The 21,057-nt window shown below is 41.5% G+C and carries 18 protein-coding genes and 1 pseudogene; 4 read left to right on the top strand and 15 right to left on the bottom strand.

Annotated elements, in window-relative coordinates; translation table 11 throughout:
* Positions 1–112: 112 nt before the first annotated feature.
* From AC1DLI_RS27190 to AC1DLI_RS27180, 3 genes are all read right to left on the bottom strand, one after another.
* Entirely contained in the window at positions 113–1,090 is a 978-nt protein-coding gene (locus AC1DLI_RS27190) for an ABC transporter permease (RefSeq protein WP_477607737.1), read from the bottom strand.
* On the bottom strand, positions 1,091–2,647 hold the full coding sequence (locus AC1DLI_RS27185; protein ID WP_477607735.1) for a sugar ABC transporter ATP-binding protein: 1,557 nt from the start codon (positions 2,645–2,647) through the stop codon (positions 1,091–1,093).
* Between the two features lie 99 nt (positions 2,648–2,746).
* Positions 2,747–3,769, bottom strand: coding sequence for an ABC transporter substrate-binding protein (locus AC1DLI_RS27180; protein WP_477607733.1), 1,023 nt, complete (start codon positions 3,767–3,769; stop codon positions 2,747–2,749).
* Positions 3,770–6,065: 2,296 nt separating this feature from the next.
* Here AC1DLI_RS27180 and AC1DLI_RS27175 point away from each other — a divergent pair.
* A complete protein-coding gene (locus tag AC1DLI_RS27175) occupies positions 6,066–6,494 on the top strand; it encodes a GNAT family N-acetyltransferase (RefSeq protein WP_477607731.1) in 429 nt (142 codons plus the stop codon).
* A gap of 606 nt (positions 6,495–7,100) precedes the next feature.
* On the opposite strand, the gene AC1DLI_RS27170 is transcribed toward AC1DLI_RS27175, so the two are convergent.
* The 6 genes from AC1DLI_RS27170 to AC1DLI_RS27145 form a co-directional block, all read right to left on the bottom strand.
* Positions 7,101–7,475: a hypothetical protein gene (locus AC1DLI_RS27170; protein WP_477607729.1), complete on the bottom strand. Its 375-nt coding sequence runs from the start codon at positions 7,473–7,475 to the stop codon at positions 7,101–7,103.
* Between the two features lie 316 nt (positions 7,476–7,791).
* Positions 7,792–8,313 (bottom strand): hypothetical protein, encoded by a 522-nt coding sequence (locus AC1DLI_RS27165; protein WP_477607727.1) that lies wholly within the window; start codon positions 8,311–8,313, stop codon positions 7,792–7,794.
* Between the two features lie 273 nt (positions 8,314–8,586).
* Positions 8,587–9,009, bottom strand: a complete 423-nt coding sequence (locus AC1DLI_RS27160; RefSeq protein ID WP_477607725.1) for a hypothetical protein — start codon at positions 9,007–9,009, stop codon at positions 8,587–8,589.
* A 380-nt stretch (positions 9,010–9,389) separates the two neighbouring features.
* Entirely contained in the window at positions 9,390–9,785 is a 396-nt protein-coding gene (locus tag AC1DLI_RS27155) for an Imm10 family immunity protein (RefSeq protein WP_477607723.1), read from the bottom strand.
* A gap of 604 nt (positions 9,786–10,389) precedes the next feature.
* On the bottom strand, positions 10,390–11,724 hold the full coding sequence (locus AC1DLI_RS27150; RefSeq protein ID WP_477607721.1) for an IS110 family transposase: 1,335 nt from the start codon (positions 11,722–11,724) through the stop codon (positions 10,390–10,392).
* 478 nt (positions 11,725–12,202) lie between these two features.
* Positions 12,203–13,180, bottom strand: a complete 978-nt coding sequence (locus AC1DLI_RS27145) for a copper amine oxidase N-terminal domain-containing protein (RefSeq protein WP_477607719.1) — start codon at positions 13,178–13,180, stop codon at positions 12,203–12,205.
* Positions 13,181–13,881: 701 nt separating this feature from the next.
* Here AC1DLI_RS27145 and AC1DLI_RS27140 point away from each other — a divergent pair.
* The 3 genes from AC1DLI_RS27140 to pyk are packed head-to-tail and all read left to right on the top strand — an operon-like array spanning position 13,882 to position 15,697.
* On the top strand, positions 13,882–14,118 hold the full coding sequence (locus tag AC1DLI_RS27140; protein WP_477607717.1) for a hypothetical protein: 237 nt from the start codon (positions 13,882–13,884) through the stop codon (positions 14,116–14,118).
* Positions 14,090–14,593: a hypothetical protein gene (locus AC1DLI_RS27135; protein ID WP_477607715.1), complete on the top strand. Its 504-nt coding sequence runs from the start codon at positions 14,090–14,092 to the stop codon at positions 14,591–14,593. Before AC1DLI_RS27140 ends, AC1DLI_RS27135 begins: the two co-directional genes overlap by 29 nt.
* Before the next feature lie 33 nt (positions 14,594–14,626).
* Positions 14,627–15,697, top strand: a complete 1,071-nt coding sequence (gene pyk, locus AC1DLI_RS27130; protein WP_477607713.1) for a pyruvate kinase — start codon at positions 14,627–14,629, stop codon at positions 15,695–15,697.
* Positions 15,698–15,904: 207 nt separating this feature from the next.
* Here the strand turns inward: pyk and AC1DLI_RS27125 are convergent, their stop codons facing one another.
* From AC1DLI_RS27125 to AC1DLI_RS27100, 6 genes and pseudogenes are all read right to left on the bottom strand, one after another.
* A complete protein-coding gene (locus AC1DLI_RS27125) occupies positions 15,905–16,465 on the bottom strand; it encodes a 2'-5' RNA ligase family protein (RefSeq protein WP_477607711.1) in 561 nt (186 codons plus the stop codon).
* Between the two features lie 527 nt (positions 16,466–16,992).
* Positions 16,993–18,279: pseudogene (locus AC1DLI_RS27120) on the bottom strand (IS110 family RNA-guided transposase).
* A 96-nt stretch (positions 18,280–18,375) separates the two neighbouring features.
* Entirely contained in the window at positions 18,376–18,996 is a 621-nt protein-coding gene (locus AC1DLI_RS27115) for a hypothetical protein (protein ID WP_477607709.1), read from the bottom strand.
* Between the two features lie 163 nt (positions 18,997–19,159).
* Positions 19,160–19,603: a GNAT family N-acetyltransferase gene (locus AC1DLI_RS27110; RefSeq protein ID WP_477607707.1), complete on the bottom strand. Its 444-nt coding sequence runs from the start codon at positions 19,601–19,603 to the stop codon at positions 19,160–19,162.
* A 221-nt stretch (positions 19,604–19,824) separates the two neighbouring features.
* Entirely contained in the window at positions 19,825–20,604 is a 780-nt protein-coding gene (locus AC1DLI_RS27105; protein ID WP_477607705.1) for a class I SAM-dependent methyltransferase, read from the bottom strand.
* Positions 20,605–20,920: 316 nt separating this feature from the next.
* On the bottom strand, positions 20,921–21,057 hold a 137-nt coding region (locus AC1DLI_RS27100; protein WP_477607820.1), incomplete at its 5' end, for a VanZ family protein.

Genomic DNA, 21,057 nt, shown 5'->3' with positions numbered 1-21,057 from the left:
CTGGTTGCTATCGGTTGGAATCTATATTATATAATTGGCATAAGGATTAGCATGACTTTGGGCAGAATGATTGGTATAACTAATACCCTCACAATATTCTGCCCATGTGTAATTATTTGCGGCCGCGAATGCGGTCAAGGAGAACGGCTACAACGATTACTCCACCCATTATGACTTTTTGCCAATACGAATCCACGTTTAAGAGTGTCAAGCCGTTATTTAATACTGCAATAATTAAAACACCTATAATTGTGCCCTGAATTCGTCCGAAGCCGCCGACGAAGCTGGTTCCCCCAAGAATTACCGCTGCAATGGCGTCTAATTCCGCCATATTGCCTGCAGTAGGCTGCCCTGAGAATAGCCTGCCGGCAAGTACGACACCCGCAATTCCGGCTAACAGCCCGCTGATGGAATAAACCTTGATAAGCGTTCGCTCAACCTTGATTCCCGTTAGCCTAGCAGCCTCTTCATTGCCTCCTACTGCATAAACATGACGACCGAACATGGTATATTTCAATACAAAAAACATAATAATGTAAACCAATGTCATAATGTAAATCGGGGTTGGAATACCAAGTATTTTTCCTGCGCCGAAAAATTTAAAAGTCTCATTTGTCAGTACAAGAGGGTATCCCCCACTAATAACAAGCGCCAAGCCCCTTAAATAAGTCATACTACCCAACGTGACGATAAAGGACGGAAGTTTTGGGACCGCAGTTAAGTAACCGTTAATCGCACCCGCTACAAGTCCGATAGCCGCTCCGGCCAGCATCGCAATTAATGGATTCACTCCGGCATTCGTAATCATGACCGAAATAACGCCCGACAAAGCAACCGTAGAGCCAACAGAAAGATCTATACCACCTGTTAAAATTACAAGTGTCATTCCTGCAGCTAGAATAGCCGTAATCGATACCTGCTTAAAAATATTCAGCATATTACTCGTTTCCAAAAAATGGGGTGCGAAAATCGCCATTCCCACGGACAACAGCACTAATATAATGACCATGCCCAATTGATTAAAGGTATAGCTGAACTTATTTCTGATCAACTGGTCTTTGCCCCCAGCTGGTTGAAGGTTAGTATGCATTTATTTAATCTCCCCTGTGGCGTAATACATAATTTTTTCCTGCGTTGCCTCCTGCCTTGACAGCTCCGCTCTGATTTTCCCTTCTTGCATGACCAAAATACGGTCGCTAATGCCTAGTATCTCAGGAAGCTCAGAAGAAACGACCAGCACAGCAAGACCTTGCTCTGCCAGATTGCTAATAATTTTATGAATTTCAGTTTTAGCCCCAATGTCAACGCCCCGGGTCGGTTCATCAAGCAGGAGTACCTTAGGTCCAATCGAGAGCCATCTTGCAATAATGACTTTTTGCTGGTTTCCACCACTGAGTCCCATTACATTTTGATCCTTGGACGTAGCTTTGACCCCCAAATCCTTGATTAATTTTTCGGCATCCGTTTTCATTCGGCCATACTGCAAAATACCGCTATTGCGATAGACATGCAACTGGGTCATTAATATATTTTCCTGGACGGACAGATTTGGAAACAAGCCCTGCTCCTTCCTGCTTTCCGGAACATGAGCAATCCCGTAATGGATGGCGTCGGATGGCGATTGAATGTTCACCGGCTTCCCATCGATATTGATTTGACCTCTGCTCAACCCCGATATTCCGAATATGGTACGAATGAGCTCAGTCCTGCCCGCTCCTACCAAACCGGCCAAGCCGACGATTTCACCCGGATACAAACGCAGTGAAATGCCTTTTACTGTTTTTTTGTCGGAAATATCGATTAACTCCAGAACGGGCTCACGCTTCGTTGTTGCAGCAGCCACCGCATAAGTTCTTTGGAAAAGGTCCTTAATTTCCCTGCCGACCATAAGCTTAACAAGATGATCTGGATTCGTATCCAATATTGGTCCGCTAGTAATCCATTGCCCGTCACGTAGAACTGTGAATCGATCGGAAATACGAAAGATTTCATCCATTCGATGTGAAATATAAACGATCGCGACGCCCTTGCGTTTAAGATCGTCGATTATTAAAAACAGCTTATCTATTTCTTTATCAGTTAATGATGCCGTAGGTTCATCCATAATTAAAACTTCAGAATTAAATGACAATGCTCTGGCAATTTCCACCATTTGCTGCTGAGCTATGCTTAAAGTCGATACCTTCGCCCTCGGATCCAATGTCGAACCGATCGACCTTAGAATCGCTTCCGCTTTCTCATATATAAGATGCCATTTAATAAATCCCAATTTGTTTCTTGGAAAATTCGTACCCATCAAAATATTTTCGCCGATCGTCAGGTTGGGGGACAGGCTGATTTCCTGATGGATGACGCTAATTCCCCCATCTCTTGCGGCCATCGGACTAGGCCACTCAGCGATTACATCTTTATACAGAATACTGCCGGAATCCGGGCGATACACGCCGGCCATTATTTTCATCAAGGTAGACTTTCCTGCCCCATTCTCCCCCATAAGGGCATGAACTTCTCCCTTATACAAATCAATTTTGACATCATGAAGAACTTGGACACCTGAAAAGGATTTATTAACTGAAGCCATCTTCATTACGGGCTGCACCTCGGTTTTCGGTTCCGCAGCGTTTTTTTCAGCTAGTACACTCTGCATTGTGTCACCCCTTGTTACTAGATTACATCCAAAAATATGAAGTAAAACTTGGATGAGATGCGTTATCTGTTTCAGATAACGCATCTCGTTCTCTAGCTATTACCAGCCTTTGTAGGAATCAACATTATCTTGTGTAATCAATTCCGTCGGAATCAGTACTTGCGGCTCTACCGTCTCCCCGTTAATAACCTTTATCGCCAACTCGATTCCTTGAATAGCCATCTGGTTTGGGAATTGAGCGGATGTTGCCGCATAGCTTTTCTTTTCTTTCAAAGCGTCCGCAGCGCTTGGCGCGCCGTCGACCCCTACTATGAAAAATTCATCCGAACGTCCAGCCTGCTCTTGAGCGATCTTGACGCCTACGCCTTCTTCGTCATTGATACAGAATACGGCATCGATCTGTTTATTGGCCTGAAGTATGCCTTCCATCAGGGTCAGCGCTTTTTCACGATTACCTTCACCGTTCTGATTGGCAACTACTTTAATCTCCGGGTATTTGGCCAATACTTCTTCGAAGCCCTTGATACGGTCGGTAACGGCAGATACCGGTGGTCCGTCGATAACGACAATGTTTCCTTTGCCTTCCAAGCGGTCGGCCAAATATTGACCTGCCAGCCGTCCTGCTTGCACATTATCGGACATAACGACGGTATCGATACCGCCTTCTGCGCTTCCGTCTAGCGCAACGACCGGAATACCCGCAGCTTTCGCTTGCTGGACCGCACCCGCAATTCCTTTGGAATCAAAAGGGCTGAGCAGAATCAGATCTACTTTCTGCGTAATAAAATCTTCAAATTGCTGGGTTTGCTTCGCCAGATCGTGATCCGCCGATACGACGATGACTTCCGCGTTGTATTTGGCGGCCACTTCTTGAGCTCCCTTGGACATGGAAACAAAGAACGGGTTACCAAGCGTCGGAACCGTCAATCCGATTTTCATTTTTTTCTGTTCCGACTGCTCATCCGTTTTACCCGCATTCGCGTCTTTATTCGCCGCTTCATTGGTCGCACCCGTCGTATTATTATTCGAACCTGCTTTGCTGCCGCCGTTATTGCCTGAACAGGCAGAAAGCACGAACACCAGAGCCAACATGATAAGACACAACGCTTTATATGATTTCATTGAGTACCCTCCAATATTTTTTAAGTGAATATAAACACCGGCTATACTTGATTTTTTCCGGCAAATTTAAGACAATACAAATAGACCTGCTTTTTGAATCTTCACGATTTTTTAAGCATGTTCAAATACGGGTGTGAACAACTGGGCTGCAACCATTCGCCGTGGACTAAGCCGTTGTTTACACTCGTTCCTTTATCGTATTATGCTCTAACATGAATCAACTCCTTGCGGCTCCAATCATAATAGGAGCCTAATATACAGATGAGCTCCCCCTGAAGCAGTTGCTTCGGCATTTCCCCATCCTCGCTAAGCACCACCTCCTTTAAATTTCCGTTTCAAGAAATTACGAATACTATTCTGTCATTATCAAAGCTGTTTACAGCACGTAATTAGTGAAAACTTTAGTTTCTCTATATATTCAGCCTGATTAGTTTTGATGAAAATACCAAAACTAATTTTAACCAAACACTATATTACATTGTAAGCACTTACATTGAAGTGTTTGTAATATGCTATAATTTACAAATTAACAGACCAGCATCGTTTGGTCAATAGTTAAGTAAACCTAATTTTGTTCATATGTAAAATAATAGCTTGTTATTTTTGAATTAATTTGTTCATTTATTTACTATATGACCACAACCACAAGACCTCTCGTTTGATTTTGTGAGTGAATAAGCATTAAACTTATACTTTGCATCAGGACGTAATATTTTTCAAATAGAATCCACTCTTTCGTTTGAACTTAACATTTTCACAAAATACATTCATGATTACACTTTATTTTTTTTTTGTAACTATTTATAGTGTATTTTCTGTTTTAACGGGTTGATTAGTTGGCATAATTCTCGTATCTTTTTTAACCGACTAAGGAAGGTTATGATTAATTTTGCTCAATTTAGCTCCTAGTTTTATTTCGTCAATTTCCTCAATATTAAAACTAGAAAATATACAAATTCAGTAAACCTATATATCTGAGTTTCTATTAGTTTCTTGGCTCGCAATGATACTAACAATGAATCAATATGATTGTTGTCCCTGTTTAGAATCCATAAAAAAGCCAAATCTCAAATGGTCCCTGGCAGATAAAAATTTCAGYAAAGATGTGCTTTCATATGCTAAAAAAAGCTGGGTTGTCTTTGAAAAAAAGGAAAAATAAAAGATGGCTACGTTCATGGACATCTTTTATTTTTTCTGCAGATAGGCTAACCTCTTCAACTTGGTGTCCCTAACTATACTTCCGTATTTCTGGCAAGGGTGAAATCCTGCGAATAAGCGAGCATTCGAGAGAAAACTTAATCGTACCGAGGGAGTTTAATAAAAAGAACAGGCTACCGTAGCGCCTGCTCATCCATGTGTGTTATTCAACTATCGTTACCCGTTAACTTAATAAATCCATCACTTTGTTTGCATATGTAATCCATTCTTTTTTATCAGTATTTATTTCTATGGTTGGCAGGATAATGGGTTTGGATAAATTCATCAGCTGAATTTCTGATTTCTTCTACTGTTTTGTTCGTCCATTCGTGGGGTGTTCGACTTTGCATTCTTTGCTCTACGTTGTCAGAAGATACAGTTAGTAAAACACATTTTGCACCGAGGTTAAACAATTCATTTTCAAGCGATTCGATTTCTTGTGAAATCTCGGTGGGGAATGCTACTCTATGATTCAAATGAATCTTTCAATATAAAAAAAATACCTCTTGATGCCCGTGATGCATCTGGACCTAGATAAGCCGCCCATTCGTTTAATTGTCGTAGCATGTTTACCCTTTCCTTTAGCAACTGAAGGTGTTCATCACGATTTAAACGTTGAAAATCTCCTTGAACATTGTTTAACACTTGAGAATAATGTTCACTTAGAACAATGATACTCGCTCCGATGTTTCCTCTTGTGCATGAAGTTGCTTTAGGGCTTTTAAAACAGACGTTTTTCCAGCATGTGAAAAACCCTCTAGAATTATTCCTCTTATATGGCTCACTTAACACCTCAATCTTACAAATATTTGAAACCAATTATATCAAAGATTACTGAACAAAAGCTCGGAAAGTAGCCGAAACTTTCGAAAGCAACTACTACGCTAAACTGCCCGTTAGTTGAGCGAAGGGTTGCCGCGCGGCAGCCCTTCAGCATTGAACAAAGACATTAGTTCCAACATATGGTATTATCAGTATGTTGTTGATTTCCATGAAAGGAGTGATGAAATAAATGCTGAACAAGGTGATTTTAGTCTAATCCACAGATGGATTTCTTTCATTTGGATTTCTTCTGTGGCAATTTTAAGGAGGAAGTCCTATGGTAGCTTTAAGAGAAATTACAAGGGAAGATTGGTTTCAATGCACTCAACTCAACGTAACGGATGAACAAAGAAAGTTATTTACTGCACCAGTTGTATATTGGCTTGCTGAATCAAAGTATGAAACACATTTCAAGCCACTAGCCATATATCATGAAGATACAATGGTAGGTTTTGCGATTTATTTCGTAAACGAAACGGGTATTGGCGAAATTGAAGCAATTATGATTGACCAGAATCATCAAGGCAAAGGGTATGGAAGAATTGCAATGATTGAATTAATAAACTTACTTAAAGATGAGTATCATTGTGAAGAGGTAAGACTTAGCCATAGAAAAAAGAATGAAATTGCTTCCAAACTTTACGAATCATTAGGATTTGAAATTATAAACTCGGAAGAAGCAATCGTTCGTCGTTTAATTTTGTAATTTGATATTCCAAATAGAAGTTCTATTCAAAGAAACCACTCCATTGTCAGGAGTGGTTTCTTCTCTATACACTGATGTAGATTTTCTGGTCAAACTTCATTTTGTGTTTAGATACATTACGGTGAACTGTACCATTAATTAGTGTTTGTATTTAAACTATACTGCCCATTAGCTTAATAGAAGAGCAGGTCGCCGTAGCGCCTGCTCTTTCATGTGTTCATCGAACCCATCAACGTTCAATTATATATCTCTCCCAGTGAATGATTTCGTCATCATCAGGTACGATTAGTAGTTCATCTTTTGAAGATGCTTTTTCAGCATTATGAACATAATTAGGATGTTCCCAAGTTGATTCACATTCACTACAACATAGAATTAGCTTGTTTGATTTAGCTTCTTTTAAAATTTCAACCCAGCCCTGGTCACAAAACACACACCATTTTACTTTGTTTTTGTAGTAATTAATACTAATCATCCTATCTATTGTATAAGTCATTCATTAAACTAATCTGCCAGTTAGCTTAATAAGATGAGCAGGCCTCCGTAGCGCCTGCTCATCCATGTGTTTTATTCAACTATCGTACCCATTAGCGTAGCGTATGGGCATTATTGTTCAGTTGTATACTTTTCAATATCTCTTGAAACTGAATAATATCTCCCATCATTCCCGTGATACAAGTAGCCATCTCYAATATAGAAAAAATCTGCTTTTGGAAAATGAATCATATCTGTTCCTTTTGAGACTTCAGGTTTTATACCCTTGGCTTTTTCAGGAGTATCAATTGCTTTGCTTTTATTCAAAACTTCAACCAAGCTTGATATTTTATCTTTATCGGTTAATTGTTCTTCGAACTTCTCTCCTTTAATTATTACTTCATAGCTATTCTCTAAATCTTTACCAAATGTACTTTTACTGCTACAACTAACAATAGCAAACATACAGGTTATTAATAACAAAACAACGCGCAGTCCTTGCTTCATAAGAACCCTCCTCATTTACAGTTTATACCATTACTTAGACGAAAAATCGCACGGTAAGTTGCGTTATCCTGCCCGTTAGTTTAACGAAGAGTTACCACGCCGAGACCCTTAATACCGGCAGCGGCCTCTAGATTTTTAAGGGTGATGCTGATTTGGAGACTTAAAGGAAATCGATCTTCGCTAAGTATATTATCTCTGTCGGCAATCGGATAATGTACTTGTCATTGTCAATTGAAAAGAACTTAATTCTATAACTAAAAAAGCCCGCGATTTAAGCGGACTTCAATCGGACAATGTTCTTATCCTTTGACAATTGTTAAGCCAATTGCTTTGCTCTATGGAATATTTGGAGTAACGTTTCGAAGTCTTCTTTTAATGTCTCTTCAGTAATGTTGTTTTGTTGATCATTCTTTTTAAAATGTTCAAGTTCATTGTTTTTCTGCTGTAATTGCTCTTTTAAGTTGCTGATTTGATTAGCCATATTTATAATAAGTTGCTTCTGCTTGTCAGCTAATAGAATAATCTGTTCCATGTAATCTGGCATGTATTCCTGTTCTATTTCTTCTTCAATAGTGGAAACTTTTATCTGTTGCGTTACCTGTTTAGCGTAGGAGCTTTGCTTTCGTTCTTGTTTGGCTGCTTCAACTTCCGATACGTATTGTTTACGTATTTGGGAGTTCCATCTAAAGCCACATGCACTTTCTGTCCTTCCTAATTGTTGTGCAGCTTCATTAAATGCTACTAGCTGTGAACTTTTTTCTCGAATATGTCTTAGGACGATCTCTGCTAGTAAATGATCTTCGTCAGACTTCCACCCATCTTTTCGAGCTTCTTGCATGCTATCACCCCATTGTGGTTTTTATTAGCCATTCTTTCCTGTCCTCCTATATTTATGCGGTTTTTCACTTACATATTTAAATATGTAATAAAAAACTCCCCAATTCTAAAAAATATATAGATTGTAGCTACCATTGATTTTTTTCCACTCTAAATGCGTACTCAAAATATGTTTCCGAACCGTTTAGAAATTTGTTTGGTACTGACGAATGAAAAAAAAGGAGCTGCAGTAAAGCAAGCTCCTCCACTATCGTTACCCGTTAGTTTAAGCATATTATTTTACAAGAGACTTCAAGTCCGTTACAACCATTTCAACTCGTTCATCTTTAGGGGTATGGAAACCTTCGTAGTTATAAAAAATCAAGACATTCGCGACCTGGTATCTTCCATGTGCTGTCACATCTGCCGTTGCCGTATTATCCTCGAAATCCTTTATTCCTTTCTTAACGCCAGTACTGGATGAATAGACATAAATACTGATTATCTGTTCATCATTAATAATAAAAGGTTCAGGTGTGACTTCATTTAAAGTCATTAGAAATACACTATCCGTATTTAATTCTATAGGCTTTACTAAAGGAATCCCATGTTTTTTAAATAAGTCTTTGATCTGTAATAACGTAATTGTTTTCTCGTTATTAATGCACCCTGTTACTATGCAGCACATTGCTAACAAGACTATCATAAATTTTTTCATTATAATCCCCCTTTTCAAACTAAAGACGGTATTGTGCTAAGCTGCCGACGTTTCCCGTATGCTTAATGGATTGTTCGTCATTCATACGGAATCATAGGAGAATTAACGATATAATAAAACCACCAAAATAATAGAAAGGGGATACAACAAGTAATTAGTATTATTATGACAATAACTTTACTATTTATTTGTCTCTTCATTTTCAACCTCCGCGTAAGCTAATATCTTAGTTCCCTTCTTTGACGAATAATCGTGAAGCTTTGTTGCGTCATACTGCCCGTTAGCGTGGAAAAGGCAGCCGATGATTATGATCGGCTGCCTCGGTGTCTTTATTGAACTATCGTAACCCGTTAGCGTAACGAGCTATCTCTCGGTCTCAGTTATAAATTGCTTTCAAATACTCCAACCTCGTCCTGAAACATCATTTCTAAATGTTGTTTTATTCCATGGGCATCCTTTAAATTTATGGGGAACTCTACAATTAGATGGTTTGCAATTTGAAGCTCCTTCGAAGTATCGGAATCAAGAAATATTTCAACTGAACTGCTCTTTAAAATCAATTTTTCAACCACTCCATAGGCTGAACACATATCATCCTTGTATGTAATGTGTACTTTATCTAATCCAAGAGCTTTGTCCTGCTCATCACTTTTCATTGACTTTTGCAAAAGTAAATACTCATTAGTATCAAATTCACCATCAGCAAAACCAACCAGAACGACATCAATCTCCTTATCAAAATTTGAATACAGAAAATTGGCTTGTAATTTTTGCATCCGTTTTTCAACACCCTTTAACAATTCTACTCTATTGCGCCTGTATATCATGTTAACACATATTGGTATTGAGCATAACTGCCCGTTAGCTTAACGAAGAAAAGAGCAGCTGCCGCATGATATGCTCCCCTTACGGTAGACAGGTGAAATAATAAAACCTGCTACTGTAAGGGGAGCATATCAGTAGCAAACTGCTCCTTGTTTGTTCAACTATCGTACCCGTCCCTCGGTTTTAAGGGTTTATCTCACATATACTCACTCATTCGCAGGATTTCGTCGCCATAGAATACAGCTGTTGTTCAGAAAGCAAGCTCATTAGACACCGTTGCTCTGGTCTTGGGCATGCAGAAACAGAAGAAGCGTGTGGGACATTTCTCCAAGTACAATTCTTCTGCACGCATACTCCACAATTTCCTTGGGGTTCACCATCCCATAGCTCTACGGGTCTATGCCCTTACATTCCTTCGTTACACTTAACCAAGGCGTGGAGACCGATAGCGTTTAGCTGACGGGTCTGAGCCCTTATCGGGTACGAACTCGGTCCTCCGTGCTTTCTTTGTGAAATCCTGCGAATGAGTCAATATACGTGATCGTTTAATCTGTCTTAAGCAGCTTGAATATATGTCGGGGCAGTTTTTTCAGGAGAGAAAGTCTCTCCACGCTGAGCAATGCCGATKATGATTCGTGCCAATTTCCCAATCAGTTTAAATACCGATTGGTGCTTCTTCATTTGCTTGACTTGAACATTGTTCTTATGCAGCTGTCGGAAAACAGGGTTATTTCCAACGAGTTGGAGCGTAGCCAGATACAGATATTTTCGCAGCGTAGCATCACCTCTTTTAGAAAGCACAATCTGTCCCTTGCGCTTCCCCGAAGTGCTTTCGGCTAGGTTTAAGCCTGCCTTACGCAATAATTGACGTCCATGGCCATACTGTCTAAGGTCGCCAGCACCTGATAGAATGGCTGCAATACAGATCGTGCCTAGGCCGATAGATCGAAGCTGATTGGCCATAGGAATTTCGCTGAGTAACACATGTATATCCTTTTCTATTCTTTCTAGTATCTCAACAATCCGTTCGAACTCTTGAAATAGCCGCCCCAAATCCTGCTTTGCTTCATCGAGGGCAGACGTTTCGCCTATACTACTCTTAGCGTGAGCGATGAGCTGCGCAGCTTTCTGTATGCCAGTGGAGCCACCGGCTCGTTTCATATGCTCTCTCCATCCTGTAATCACCTCTGATACGGACAGAGATGCTAGATCCTGCGGAGAAGGGAACTCTTTAAGCGTAGCCAAGGACCGTTTGCAGGTCCAGTCTTTAAATACCGAGAAATACTCAGGGAAGCGAATGTCTAACCAGCGGATGATCCGGTTCTGCAGCCGTACACTATTCGTCACCCAAAATTCCCGGTCACTCATCATTGTTTTCAACCTTTGAAAAACGATAGCCTGTTGCGAGTATTCATAGTAAAAGCCTCGGCTGACCACATCAGCGATGACAAGTGCATCCTTCGGATCACTCTTGGAGGGAGAATTGTCGCGGTTCTCCTTGTTTCGTTTGGTAGTCGCCGGATTCACCATGACAACACTCTTGCCCTTGTCGGCAAGCCAGGTAGTCGCCGGATTCACCATGACAACACTCTTGCCCTTGTCGGCAAGCCAATTGGCCAGGTTATACCCGTAGTGTCCGGTCGGTTCCATGCCGACTATGAGTCCCTTTAAGCGATGTTTCTGTTGTAATCCATCGATCCATCGTTCTAATTTTTCGAATCCTTCAATTGTATTTGAGAATGATAGATGTCGCTTACTAAGTATGATGCCGCGAAAATTAGTTGCTTGTGCTACATGAGTTTCCTTCGCGATATCTATACCCACAACAAGGTGAGATGTGGAAATTCGTTCAATGCGTTGATTTTGTCTGTCATTTTGCTTAAACTTCATAGTAAGAGCGCCTCCTTGATGTGTTGTAGACAAACCCATCATACCGAGGCGCTCCTTTTTTGACAAAGGCCAAATCTTAGGCCTTACAGGAATGTTTAGCGCAATGTCGGGAATTGAACGAAAACCTGCTACCCTACTTTTTGAAATATTGACTCATTCAAAAATACTTGGGACAATATCGAAATTCATTCCATATATGCTAATAAAAAAAATAATAATTATCAAAAAAAGTCCAATTAATATTCCCTTTGTTAATTCAGGAGGCTTTATCTTCATAATCATCCCACTTCCTTTAATCCCATCTTCAATAGAATATTCGCGAAATGATTAAACTTTCCTCTGCCCGTTAGCTTAACGAAAAATGGAGCAGCTGCCGCGGCAAACTGCTCCATTTTCCGTTCAACTATCGTGTCCCGTTAGCGTAATCGTTTCTAGCTAATTTTTCTTGCGACTCCGTTGTAATATACATTCTCGGGATTCAACTTTGCGGTATTATTACGATTTCATTTCGAACCTCATTTGGAAGCACGTTCGAAATCGTTCCAAATGAATGTGTCACATCTTCGCGCTCATTTTTGTATCCAGTTTCTGTATACTTTCCATCGATATCGATGCGGCCTGATCGCAGGACCACTTTCCCGTAAGGTTCCATGTAGTTATAGAGAAAGGGCTTGTTGATTTTTGGTGTCGGTCCTGTGCGGTCCTTAAGCTTATCCGTAAATAATTGTTCAATGGCATTGCCTTCTATTTGATCGACGTGAGCCTGCCAAGTGGCCACGAAAAAATCATCCTTATACTCAAAAAATGTTATAGTTTCATTGTTTTCGATCAAGAAAAATCGCAGCGCCTCTCCTTCAGGAAACAGGAATGCCTCGCTGGAAGCAGGTTGAAACGTTTTCAAAGGCGTATGCTCATAATTGCGTAATCCATATGCACTCATATTAGCTTTCAAGATGGATCTGCTTCTCCCCAAATCACCTGAGAGGATCTGAGCGAGGTAATTCTCATTGTACCTGCCTGCATACGGCGACTGGATCGAGACGGTATTGTTTTTGTAGTCCACCTTATAGCCGAGTTGCTGTGAAATGAACCGCAAAGGTACATATACGCGACTATTAATGATTCTGACCGTAACATCCAATGAAACGTCGTCGTTCAACTCACCAGCGGCACTATTCTCAAACCATGCTGTCTTTTTTCCGACAGTCAGTGAAGCTTTCTTTGACCACTTGGTAACGATAGCGGTTTTCTGTTGTTGATTCCACTCGACTGACGCGCTGAGCGATTCTGAGACGGCGCGAAGCGGAACTAGTACCCTGCCCTGAACGATAACGGGCGCGCTGTCGGTTTGCAACTCCTTATTCTTCACCATAATGTTGATATCTTCGGCCGCAAGAACCGAGGAACTAAAACACATCACGCCAATTACGGCGCATGAGGCGATAAGCTTCTTCATTCTGGTCACCTTCCATGAAGCCTTAATGTTATTTCTAAGTTAGACGCGGGTTCCAATGAAATGTTTCTAACAACCTTATTCCTTATACTGGAATGGGGCATTTCCGTAAAAGGCGCGGCTTTGCCTCCTCGGACTTATTCGGGATTTTGTTATACTATCCTGCCCGTTAGTTGAGAAAACGGCAGCCATGATGTCGGCCGCCGTTTCAAAACCACTTTTTGGTTGATAAGTTAAGTACAATCAAGACTCGTCTGCCTAGCTCTATCCTCCGTTATGATTTAGCTGACCAAAGCAGATTTTTTGAGGTAAATCCATATTATTAAGCTTTTGAAACCATTTCGATCGAATTACATTACTAATCATCTCGACTTCTGCAGAATTATATGCAGCCAGCTCACTCCTTGATATTATTAGTAACTYACCAAAATGTTTCGACAAATCCGAGATAATTTGTTGTTGATCATCATCATTTAGATTTTTTAATTGAGCTATGATTAAATCAAGTTCATTCCCGTTTTCTTGTGTTACGACACTATGTGATTTTGAAACATTGCGATTTTGGGATGGAGACTGTATAGCAAAAATTTCAATAATATCAGGCTCTATATTGCTCCGCTCTGTTATTAATAACCCCCATACATATTTTTCCTCATGCGGAGCATGATAAGAGAAATATCTTCAGCCTGAAGGAGGAACATATAATGCTGACCTTCCTCATCGCATTTTTTGTCAGCATGACCAGCATCGCTTTCATACCCTTCCTGCGGAGGACGCTGCATCCGCTGGAAATATTGTCGTGCGGCTTGATGATCGCTTCCTTAGAGCAGTTCTCTTACGCTGTACTCACCTTGAACCTGCAGCTGGTGAAAGCGAGTGAAAACCCGTTTTTACGATGGCAGGAGGTTTCCCATGATCCTGTATCCTCCAAGAAGCTTTGATGCGAACGAATGGTTCATCCTGATCATATCTGTGGTTTCGTGGGGCATTTTTTTGCTGCTACCGAACCTGCTATCTCTTGCTAACTTATTTATCATTTGGCAGTTTAACGGATTGCTGGCATTTACAGCCGACTTTTCCATCGGCGTCAAGCCATTCGATCTTTACGATTTCGGCGATCGGCCGGAATTCGAGTGGTTCGATATCATACTCTATCTGTTTACCTATCCGCCTTCACAGTTTTTCATTTTGTACTTTTATAGCAGATGGAGGCCCACGGGATGGCACCACTTCGGATATTTGCTCTTGTTCAGCATAGCGACGGTCGGGCTCGAGGCAATTTCCACCTATTGCTTCCACATCTTTACCTACAAAGGTTGGAAGCTGCAGTATTCGGGTCCGATCTATTTGATCATTTATACCTTGAACCTTCTATTCCGCTTTATTCAGCGTTACGTGCCGGAACGGACAAACTAATTTGCCGCTTAAAACATCAGGAGGGATATAGCAATGAGTATTGACGTTATTTGCACGATCGGACCGGCCAGCTCCTCTGAGGCAGTTGTAAAGGAGTTGATTTTTGGCGGCATGTCGGTGGCAAGATTGAACCTCTCTCACGCCACCCATGAAAATCATAGGGAAATCATACGTCATTTAAGGGAAGCCAGCCATGCAACCGACACGCCGATCCGCATAATGGGCGATCTGCAGGGCCCAAAAATCCGGTTGGGCGAGATTGAAGGGGACGGCGTATTGCTCGAAGAAGGGCAGCCGTTCGAACTATTGGTTGCTTCCGTTACCGGTAACGGACACAGAGCGAATATCGACTACCCGGACATTACAGGTGAGATTGTTCCAGGCGCATTCATTCTTATCAATGACGGCGCGGTCAAGCTTGAGGTGACAGACGTTAGCTCCGAACGGATAACAACCAAAGTGACAGTCGGCGGACGAATAAGCAGCAACAAAAGCGTCAATTTCCCCGGAACCAAACTGAATATTCCCGCACTGACAAAAAAAGATCAAGAGGATCTCGCGTTCCTGCTCGAGGAAGGGATCGATCTGATTGCCTGTTCATTCATCCGCCAAGCTGCCCATTTGGAACAAGTAAGGGATTTTTGCCGATCCTTGTCCGGTAACGTTCCCAAGCTCGTTGCCAAAATCGAAACGGTGGAAGGCGTGAAAAATTTCCGTGACATAGCCGCCCTATCCGATGGCATCATGATTGCAAGGGGCGATCTCGGGGTCGAACTGCCGTTCGAGCAAATCCCGCTCATTCAGAAAGCGCTCCTCAGGGAATGCAGGGTGAACGGCACCTACGTCATTACGGCTACCCAAATGCTTCAATCCATGATTGACGAGCCTGTTCCCACACGAGCCGAAGTGACGGATATCTTTCAAGCTGTACAAGACGGCACAAATGCGGTCATGCTGTCTGCCGAGAGCTCGGTAGGCAAATATCCGATCCAGTCGGTCAAGGTACTAAAGTGCGTATCCCTTTTTGCCGAGGAAATCGCCGTTCATGGGAAGTCCTACACCCTTGATGACGTATACGCTCGCTTTCCTTTTACGGACATGTAAAAATTCTTCTCCTACCGCAACCGCCTAGGCTGAGCGGTTGTTTTTCGTGTCCGTAAAGCTGGGACAAGATTGGACACGGGTATGATGTGGCTGCATCCTCGGGTCTGCTTGGCATGGAAATGCAGGGCGCAATGACCATATTCGCTGTAAATCTGCCGTTTTATGCAGGCAGCCTCGTCCTGGTGATTGTTAAACTATAGTTTCCCGTTAGCTCAATGTTTTAAATACTTTAGATATAATGGTGGGACTGCTAATGCATTTACTCGATTCAAAACCCAGTTTTACTAATCCCACCTCTACAATTTTGCTTTTGTGAGGGGTAAAGTCTTGGTAACAATATTTCATCGCCTCAATCATCAGTTGTGGGTCAAGTCTTATGGCGAGAGTGCAGTGAGGATCCCAATTATTAGGGATATAATATTGATTTGAAAACTCAAGTAGATCCCCGAATTCCGTATGATATTGTTTATGCAATTTGATTAAGCCTTCTGTGACTGTTGGATCTATAAATAATGTCCCTGAAGTCGGAAATGAAGCAAGTACATCAAATTTTATATCAAGTTCTAATACATTTTCAAAAAATGAGTTGAAGCGTGAAATATACATCTCCAGATCAGGGATATCATTATAGACCGCTACAGTAATATGAGGTCTTAGATCGGAAATGTCATACATATTAGACGTGATTTTTTCATCGTGCAATCCCCTCCAAATACCATTAACATATTGTTCAAAAGATTCTTCAAAAAAGAACTCGATAGCGTACAAACTTATCACCTCATCTTTTATTTAACTATGTTACTACAGTTAGGGTTTTAAGTTAAAAAAGCACATATATTACTACATTTTTTTCATGCTAGGTGAGCAAAGGCTGCCGATATCGGCAGCCTGATGTCATTGCACTATCGTTCCCCGTCCCTCGGTTTTAAGGGTTTATCTCACATATACTCACTCATTCGCAGGATTTCGTCACCTTGGATCAAGACCATCTCAGGAAGCAACGCGGTTGTTACCGATTGAGGTGGTGGGCTGGGCATGCGGAAATAGAGGAACACTCAGGAAATATTCCCCAGGCCGTCTCTACTGCACGCATACTCCACATGATCCCTGGAGGTTCACCCTCCCACAACTCAGCGGGTCAATGCCCTTACATTCCTTCGTTATACCTGTCCAAGGTGTGGAGACCGATAGCGTTTAGCGGATGGGTCTGAGCCCTTTTGGGTAACGAACTCGGTCCTCCGTGCTTTCTTTGTGAAATCYTGCGAATGAGTCAATATACGTGATTGCTTCTTTACTTAAGCCGCTTCTGCCCATGTAAGGACGGTTTTCTCTGGTGTGAACTTTTCTCCTCGTTGAACAATACCTACTAGAATTCGTGCCAGCTTTCCTATTAACTTAAATATCGATTGCTGCTTTTTCATCTTCTTTTCTTGCACATTATGCTCATGCAGATGGCGGAACACAGGGTTATTCCAAACGAGCTGAACCGTTGCGAGATAGAGATATTTTCGCAAGGCTGAGTCTCCTCGTTTCGAAAGAACAATTCGTCCTTTTCGCTTTCCTGACGTACTTTCAGCCAAATTCAGACCAGCCTTCCGTAATACCTGACGTCCATGCGCATACTGTCTTAAATCTCCTGTGCCCGCTAAAATGGCCGCGGTGAAGATCTTCCCGAGACCTTTTATCGTGCGAAGCTGCTGCGCCATTGGAATCTCAGAAAGCAGGGATTCGATGTCCTTTTCAATCTGTTCAAGCATGGTTGTAACTCGTTCCTATTCTTCAATAAGCCGCATTAAATCTGCCTTCGATTCTTCTACAGCGGCTCGATCTCCGACACTTCGTTTAGCATGAGCGATGAGCTGTGCAGCCTTCTCAATCCCCGTAGAACCCCCAGCGCGCTGCATATGAGTTCTCCAAGCACTGATTACATCCGGTATTGCATATGTCTCCAAATCCTGTGGGCAAGGGAATGTCTTGAGGGTCGCCAATGATCGCTTACAAGTCCAGTCTTTGAATACGGAAGGATACTCAGGAAAACGAATGTCCAGCCAGCGTATGATTCGATTCTGCAGGCGTACACTGTTCGACACCCAGAATTCGCGATCACTCATTATGGTCCGTAAGCGTTGAAACACAAGCGATTGACGCGTGTACTCATAGTAGAAGCCCCGACTTACTGAATCTGCGATGATAAGTGCATCTTTGGGGTCGTTCTTTGATGGACTATTATCTCGATTTTCTTTATTGCGCTTCGTCGTTGCAGGGTTAACCATAACCACGTGTAATTCCTTATCTGCTAACCAGTTGGCAAGGTTAAACCAGTAATGGCCGGTTGGCTCCATGCCGATGATGAGCTTCTTTAATCGGTGTTTCTGCTGTAACTCCGTCATCCAGCGGTTCAATTTTTCAAAGCCTTCAATGCTATTTGAGAATGAGAGATGTCGTTTGGAAACCACGATCCCACGGAAATTCGTAGCTTGTGCTACATGCGTTTCTTTGGCCATGTCGATCCCTACGACGAGATGTGAGGTGGTAATTCGTTCAATCCGTTGATTTTGTGCGTCTGATTGCTTAAACTTCATAGTAAGAGCGCCTCCTTGATGGTGTATTGGACAAACCCATCATACCGAGGCGCTCCTTTTTTGACAAAGGCTATTTCTTAGCCTCAACAGGAATGTTTAGCATTCCATGAGTATTTGTTTTGCATAAGAATCCCAGTCTGCTTCATCTGTGTTTATTTCTAAAGTGGGAATTAGCGATTGTTTCGCACACATGCGAAGTTTTTCCTGATCCTCTAAGAACTTCTGACATGCCTCCGGTACCGTGAAAGGGTTTTCCATCACATATGATTTCCAAGCTTCGCTCCGACTTACAATAAATCTGGGCTCAACGGCATCTTGGGACAAGGTTAAGAGGACACAATGTGCATTCAGCTTTGATAGATGTTTTTCCAGCATCTCAATTTCTGCAGGATTTGTAAATACCGCCCGATGATTTACATGGAACCTCTCTAAAAGATAAAATACACCGTTTGATGGTTTCGTATGACCAAGTGAATCAATCCAATTGTATTGTTGCTCAAGATAATCAACATGACGATTCAAAAGCTGAATATGTTCATCCTTTTCCATCGCTCTTAAAACGCCTTGGTATGAATGCAAAACTTGAGAATAGTGTTCGCTTATTGCAATTATCGTTTTTTCACCATTGTCTATTTGACTATTTATTCTCTTTATTGCCGAAAATACTGATGTTTTTCCTGCGGTAGATAACCCTTCGATAATTACTCCCCGTATCATATTTCACCTCTTCTGCTTGTTTCCGTATCCTGCCAGTTAGTAATAAAAAGAGCACGCCTCGCAGCACCTGCTCATCCATGTGTTATTCAACTATCGTACCCGTTAGTTTAATGCAAAATGATTACTCACATATTCAAAATTAATTTGGTTTAATTAATGCTTGTTAGTCAAGGTTAATAATCTTATCAAAGCAGTAAGAATCTTTGTCATAGCCATTACGCTCATAAAAAGCATGGGCGACTGTTCGCTTGAATCCGCTACATAAAATAATACTTGATATTCCGATTTCTTTAGCATAATTTTCAGTGTGTCTTAATAGTTTTGTACCTATCCCACCATGCTGAAATTCCTTTTTAACAGCAAGAGCTTGAATATGAAAATAACCAATCGGAACCCCTACGGATAATGCCTGAACTATAGCTACAAAACCAACCACATCATTTTCAAATAATGCAACAAATGTTTTGTAATTCCCGTCAGTATTCATTTTTTCCATAGTAATTCGAAAGTTTTCATCATTAACATTGCGAATTCCAAGTACATCGTTCCATAAAAAAACAACTTCAGTATAATCACTTTCTACAACTTCTCGTATCTTAATTTCCATACCCAACCCCCCATTAATAGAAATATTCGAACAAAGGATTCGACAATTGATGAAGCAATCCTGCCAGTTAGCTTAACGACACTTTCAGTACATAACATATCTTATGTACCGAAAAAACCAGCCCCCTTAAACGGACTGGTTCACGCTTCGTTCATTCAACTATCGTGTCCCGTTAGCGTAACAAGCCCCACGCACAGTAAAGTACGGGGGGCTTATGTGATTTATAATTTAGTGGCTTGATAAACAAATTTCTGATTGCCGCTTGTTGGTATTTTTCCATCCTCAAAATCTGCGCAAACAATGACAGTAGAAAAACCAACGCTTTCAAGGATGTATTTGAATTCCTCGACACCATACCAGCGCAATGCAAATCGTTGCAATTCCGTTTGGACCAATGCCCCATTACGCCACTTTTCGTATTTTAAGTAGCTCACTCGGTATTGATTGAAGAATAAATCAGCTTCAACACACTTGCCTTCCATCGTGATGATGTCACCATTAGGCAAGTGATACGTTGCCGATCCGCTCCATCGCCCTAATTCGGAACTGTTATAATTGTTATCTGGCAAAAACAGGTCAAGTAACAACTGTCCACCTGGTTCCAAATGTTCATACAACCGCTTTAGAACTCGAAGTGACTCTTCCCGTTGTTCGATTAACAGAAACGAACCCCCAGGAATGATGATCGCCTCATATTTATGCGGCAAAGAAAGTTCCTGCAAGTTTGCTTCATATAAGTTGGTAGTTAATCCGCGTTCATCACATCGGCTGCGGCATGAATCCAACATTTGCGGGGAATAGTCCACTCCGTCTACAATCAAGCCAGATTCAAGAAGAGGAATGATCACACGTCCTGAGCCAACCATGGCCTCCAGAATGCGTCCCTTACAATGTTTAAGCTTTTCGCGATAATACTCAACTTCTCCGCTTAATGATTGCCCAATTTTTTTGGTTAGGTCATAGACCTCCGTGCAGAGTTCACCGTAATTATTAAAAGACATATATGCTTTCCCTCCGTGGTTTGGTTTTTGCACGGAAGAGATCAGCGCAAGCAACTATCCCTTCCGCACCTCGAAAATAACTGCGTCGCCAACTAATTTAATGGTTCTCACGATAATCACTCGCTTTCAAATAGGATTCTTCCAAATTACACCATAGAAAAATTTTTTACAATAAGAATTTTAGGCTTTATTAAACATAACCTGCCCGTTAGCTTAATAAAATGAGCAGGCCACCACAGCGCCTGCTCATCCATGTGTTATTCAACTATCGTTTCCCGTTAGCGTAACGACCTGATCCTCTCAAAGCTCACTCCAGTTACTTTATGATTTCATTAACGGTCGTGCCCTTTAAGTTCCTTAAGACGACCTGATGAACTACTTTGTATAATAAGAATCCGGTCAGTGCCCCCGCGCTGTTTAATATCAAATCATCTACATCGACAGACCTTGTAC

The sequence above is a fragment of the Paenibacillus sp. 01T443 genome, from assembly GCF_056398325.1.
The sequence above is the reverse complement of the archived record's forward strand: the minus strand, read 5'-3'. Positions and strand labels throughout refer to the sequence as shown.

Excerpts from the sequence above, each read along its gene's own strand:
- AC1DLI_RS27190 (WP_477607737.1), bottom strand. The coding sequence starts at position 1,090 with ATGCATACTAACCTTCAACCAGCTGGGGGCAAAGACCAGTTGATCAGA.
- AC1DLI_RS27185 (WP_477607735.1), bottom strand. The coding sequence starts at position 2,647 with ATGCAGAGTGTACTAGCTGAAAAAAACGCTGCGGAACCGAAAACCGAG.
- AC1DLI_RS27180 (WP_477607733.1), bottom strand. The coding sequence starts at position 3,769 with ATGAAATCATATAAAGCGTTGTGTCTTATCATGTTGGCTCTGGTGTTC.
- AC1DLI_RS27175 (WP_477607731.1), top strand. The coding sequence starts at position 6,066 with ATGGTAGCTTTAAGAGAAATTACAAGGGAAGATTGGTTTCAATGCACT.
- AC1DLI_RS27165 (WP_477607727.1), bottom strand. The coding sequence starts at position 8,313 with ATGCAAGAAGCTCGAAAAGATGGGTGGAAGTCTGACGAAGATCATTTA.
- AC1DLI_RS27160 (WP_477607725.1), bottom strand. The coding sequence starts at position 9,009 with ATGAAAAAATTTATGATAGTCTTGTTAGCAATGTGCTGCATAGTAACA.
- AC1DLI_RS27155 (WP_477607723.1), bottom strand. The coding sequence starts at position 9,785 with ATGCAAAAATTACAAGCCAATTTTCTGTATTCAAATTTTGATAAGGAG.
- AC1DLI_RS27145 (WP_477607719.1), bottom strand. The coding sequence starts at position 13,180 with ATGAAGAAGCTTATCGCCTCATGCGCCGTAATTGGCGTGATGTGTTTT.
- AC1DLI_RS27140 (WP_477607717.1), top strand. The coding sequence starts at position 13,882 with ATGCTGACCTTCCTCATCGCATTTTTTGTCAGCATGACCAGCATCGCT.
- AC1DLI_RS27135 (WP_477607715.1), top strand. The coding sequence starts at position 14,090 with ATGATCCTGTATCCTCCAAGAAGCTTTGATGCGAACGAATGGTTCATC.
- pyk (WP_477607713.1), top strand. The coding sequence starts at position 14,627 with ATGAGTATTGACGTTATTTGCACGATCGGACCGGCCAGCTCCTCTGAG.
- AC1DLI_RS27115 (WP_477607709.1), bottom strand. The coding sequence starts at position 18,996 with ATGATACGGGGAGTAATTATCGAAGGGTTATCTACCGCAGGAAAAACA.
- AC1DLI_RS27110 (WP_477607707.1), bottom strand. The coding sequence starts at position 19,603 with ATGGAAATTAAGATACGAGAAGTTGTAGAAAGTGATTATACTGAAGTT.
- AC1DLI_RS27105 (WP_477607705.1), bottom strand. The coding sequence starts at position 20,604 with ATGTCTTTTAATAATTACGGTGAACTCTGCACGGAGGTCTATGACCTA.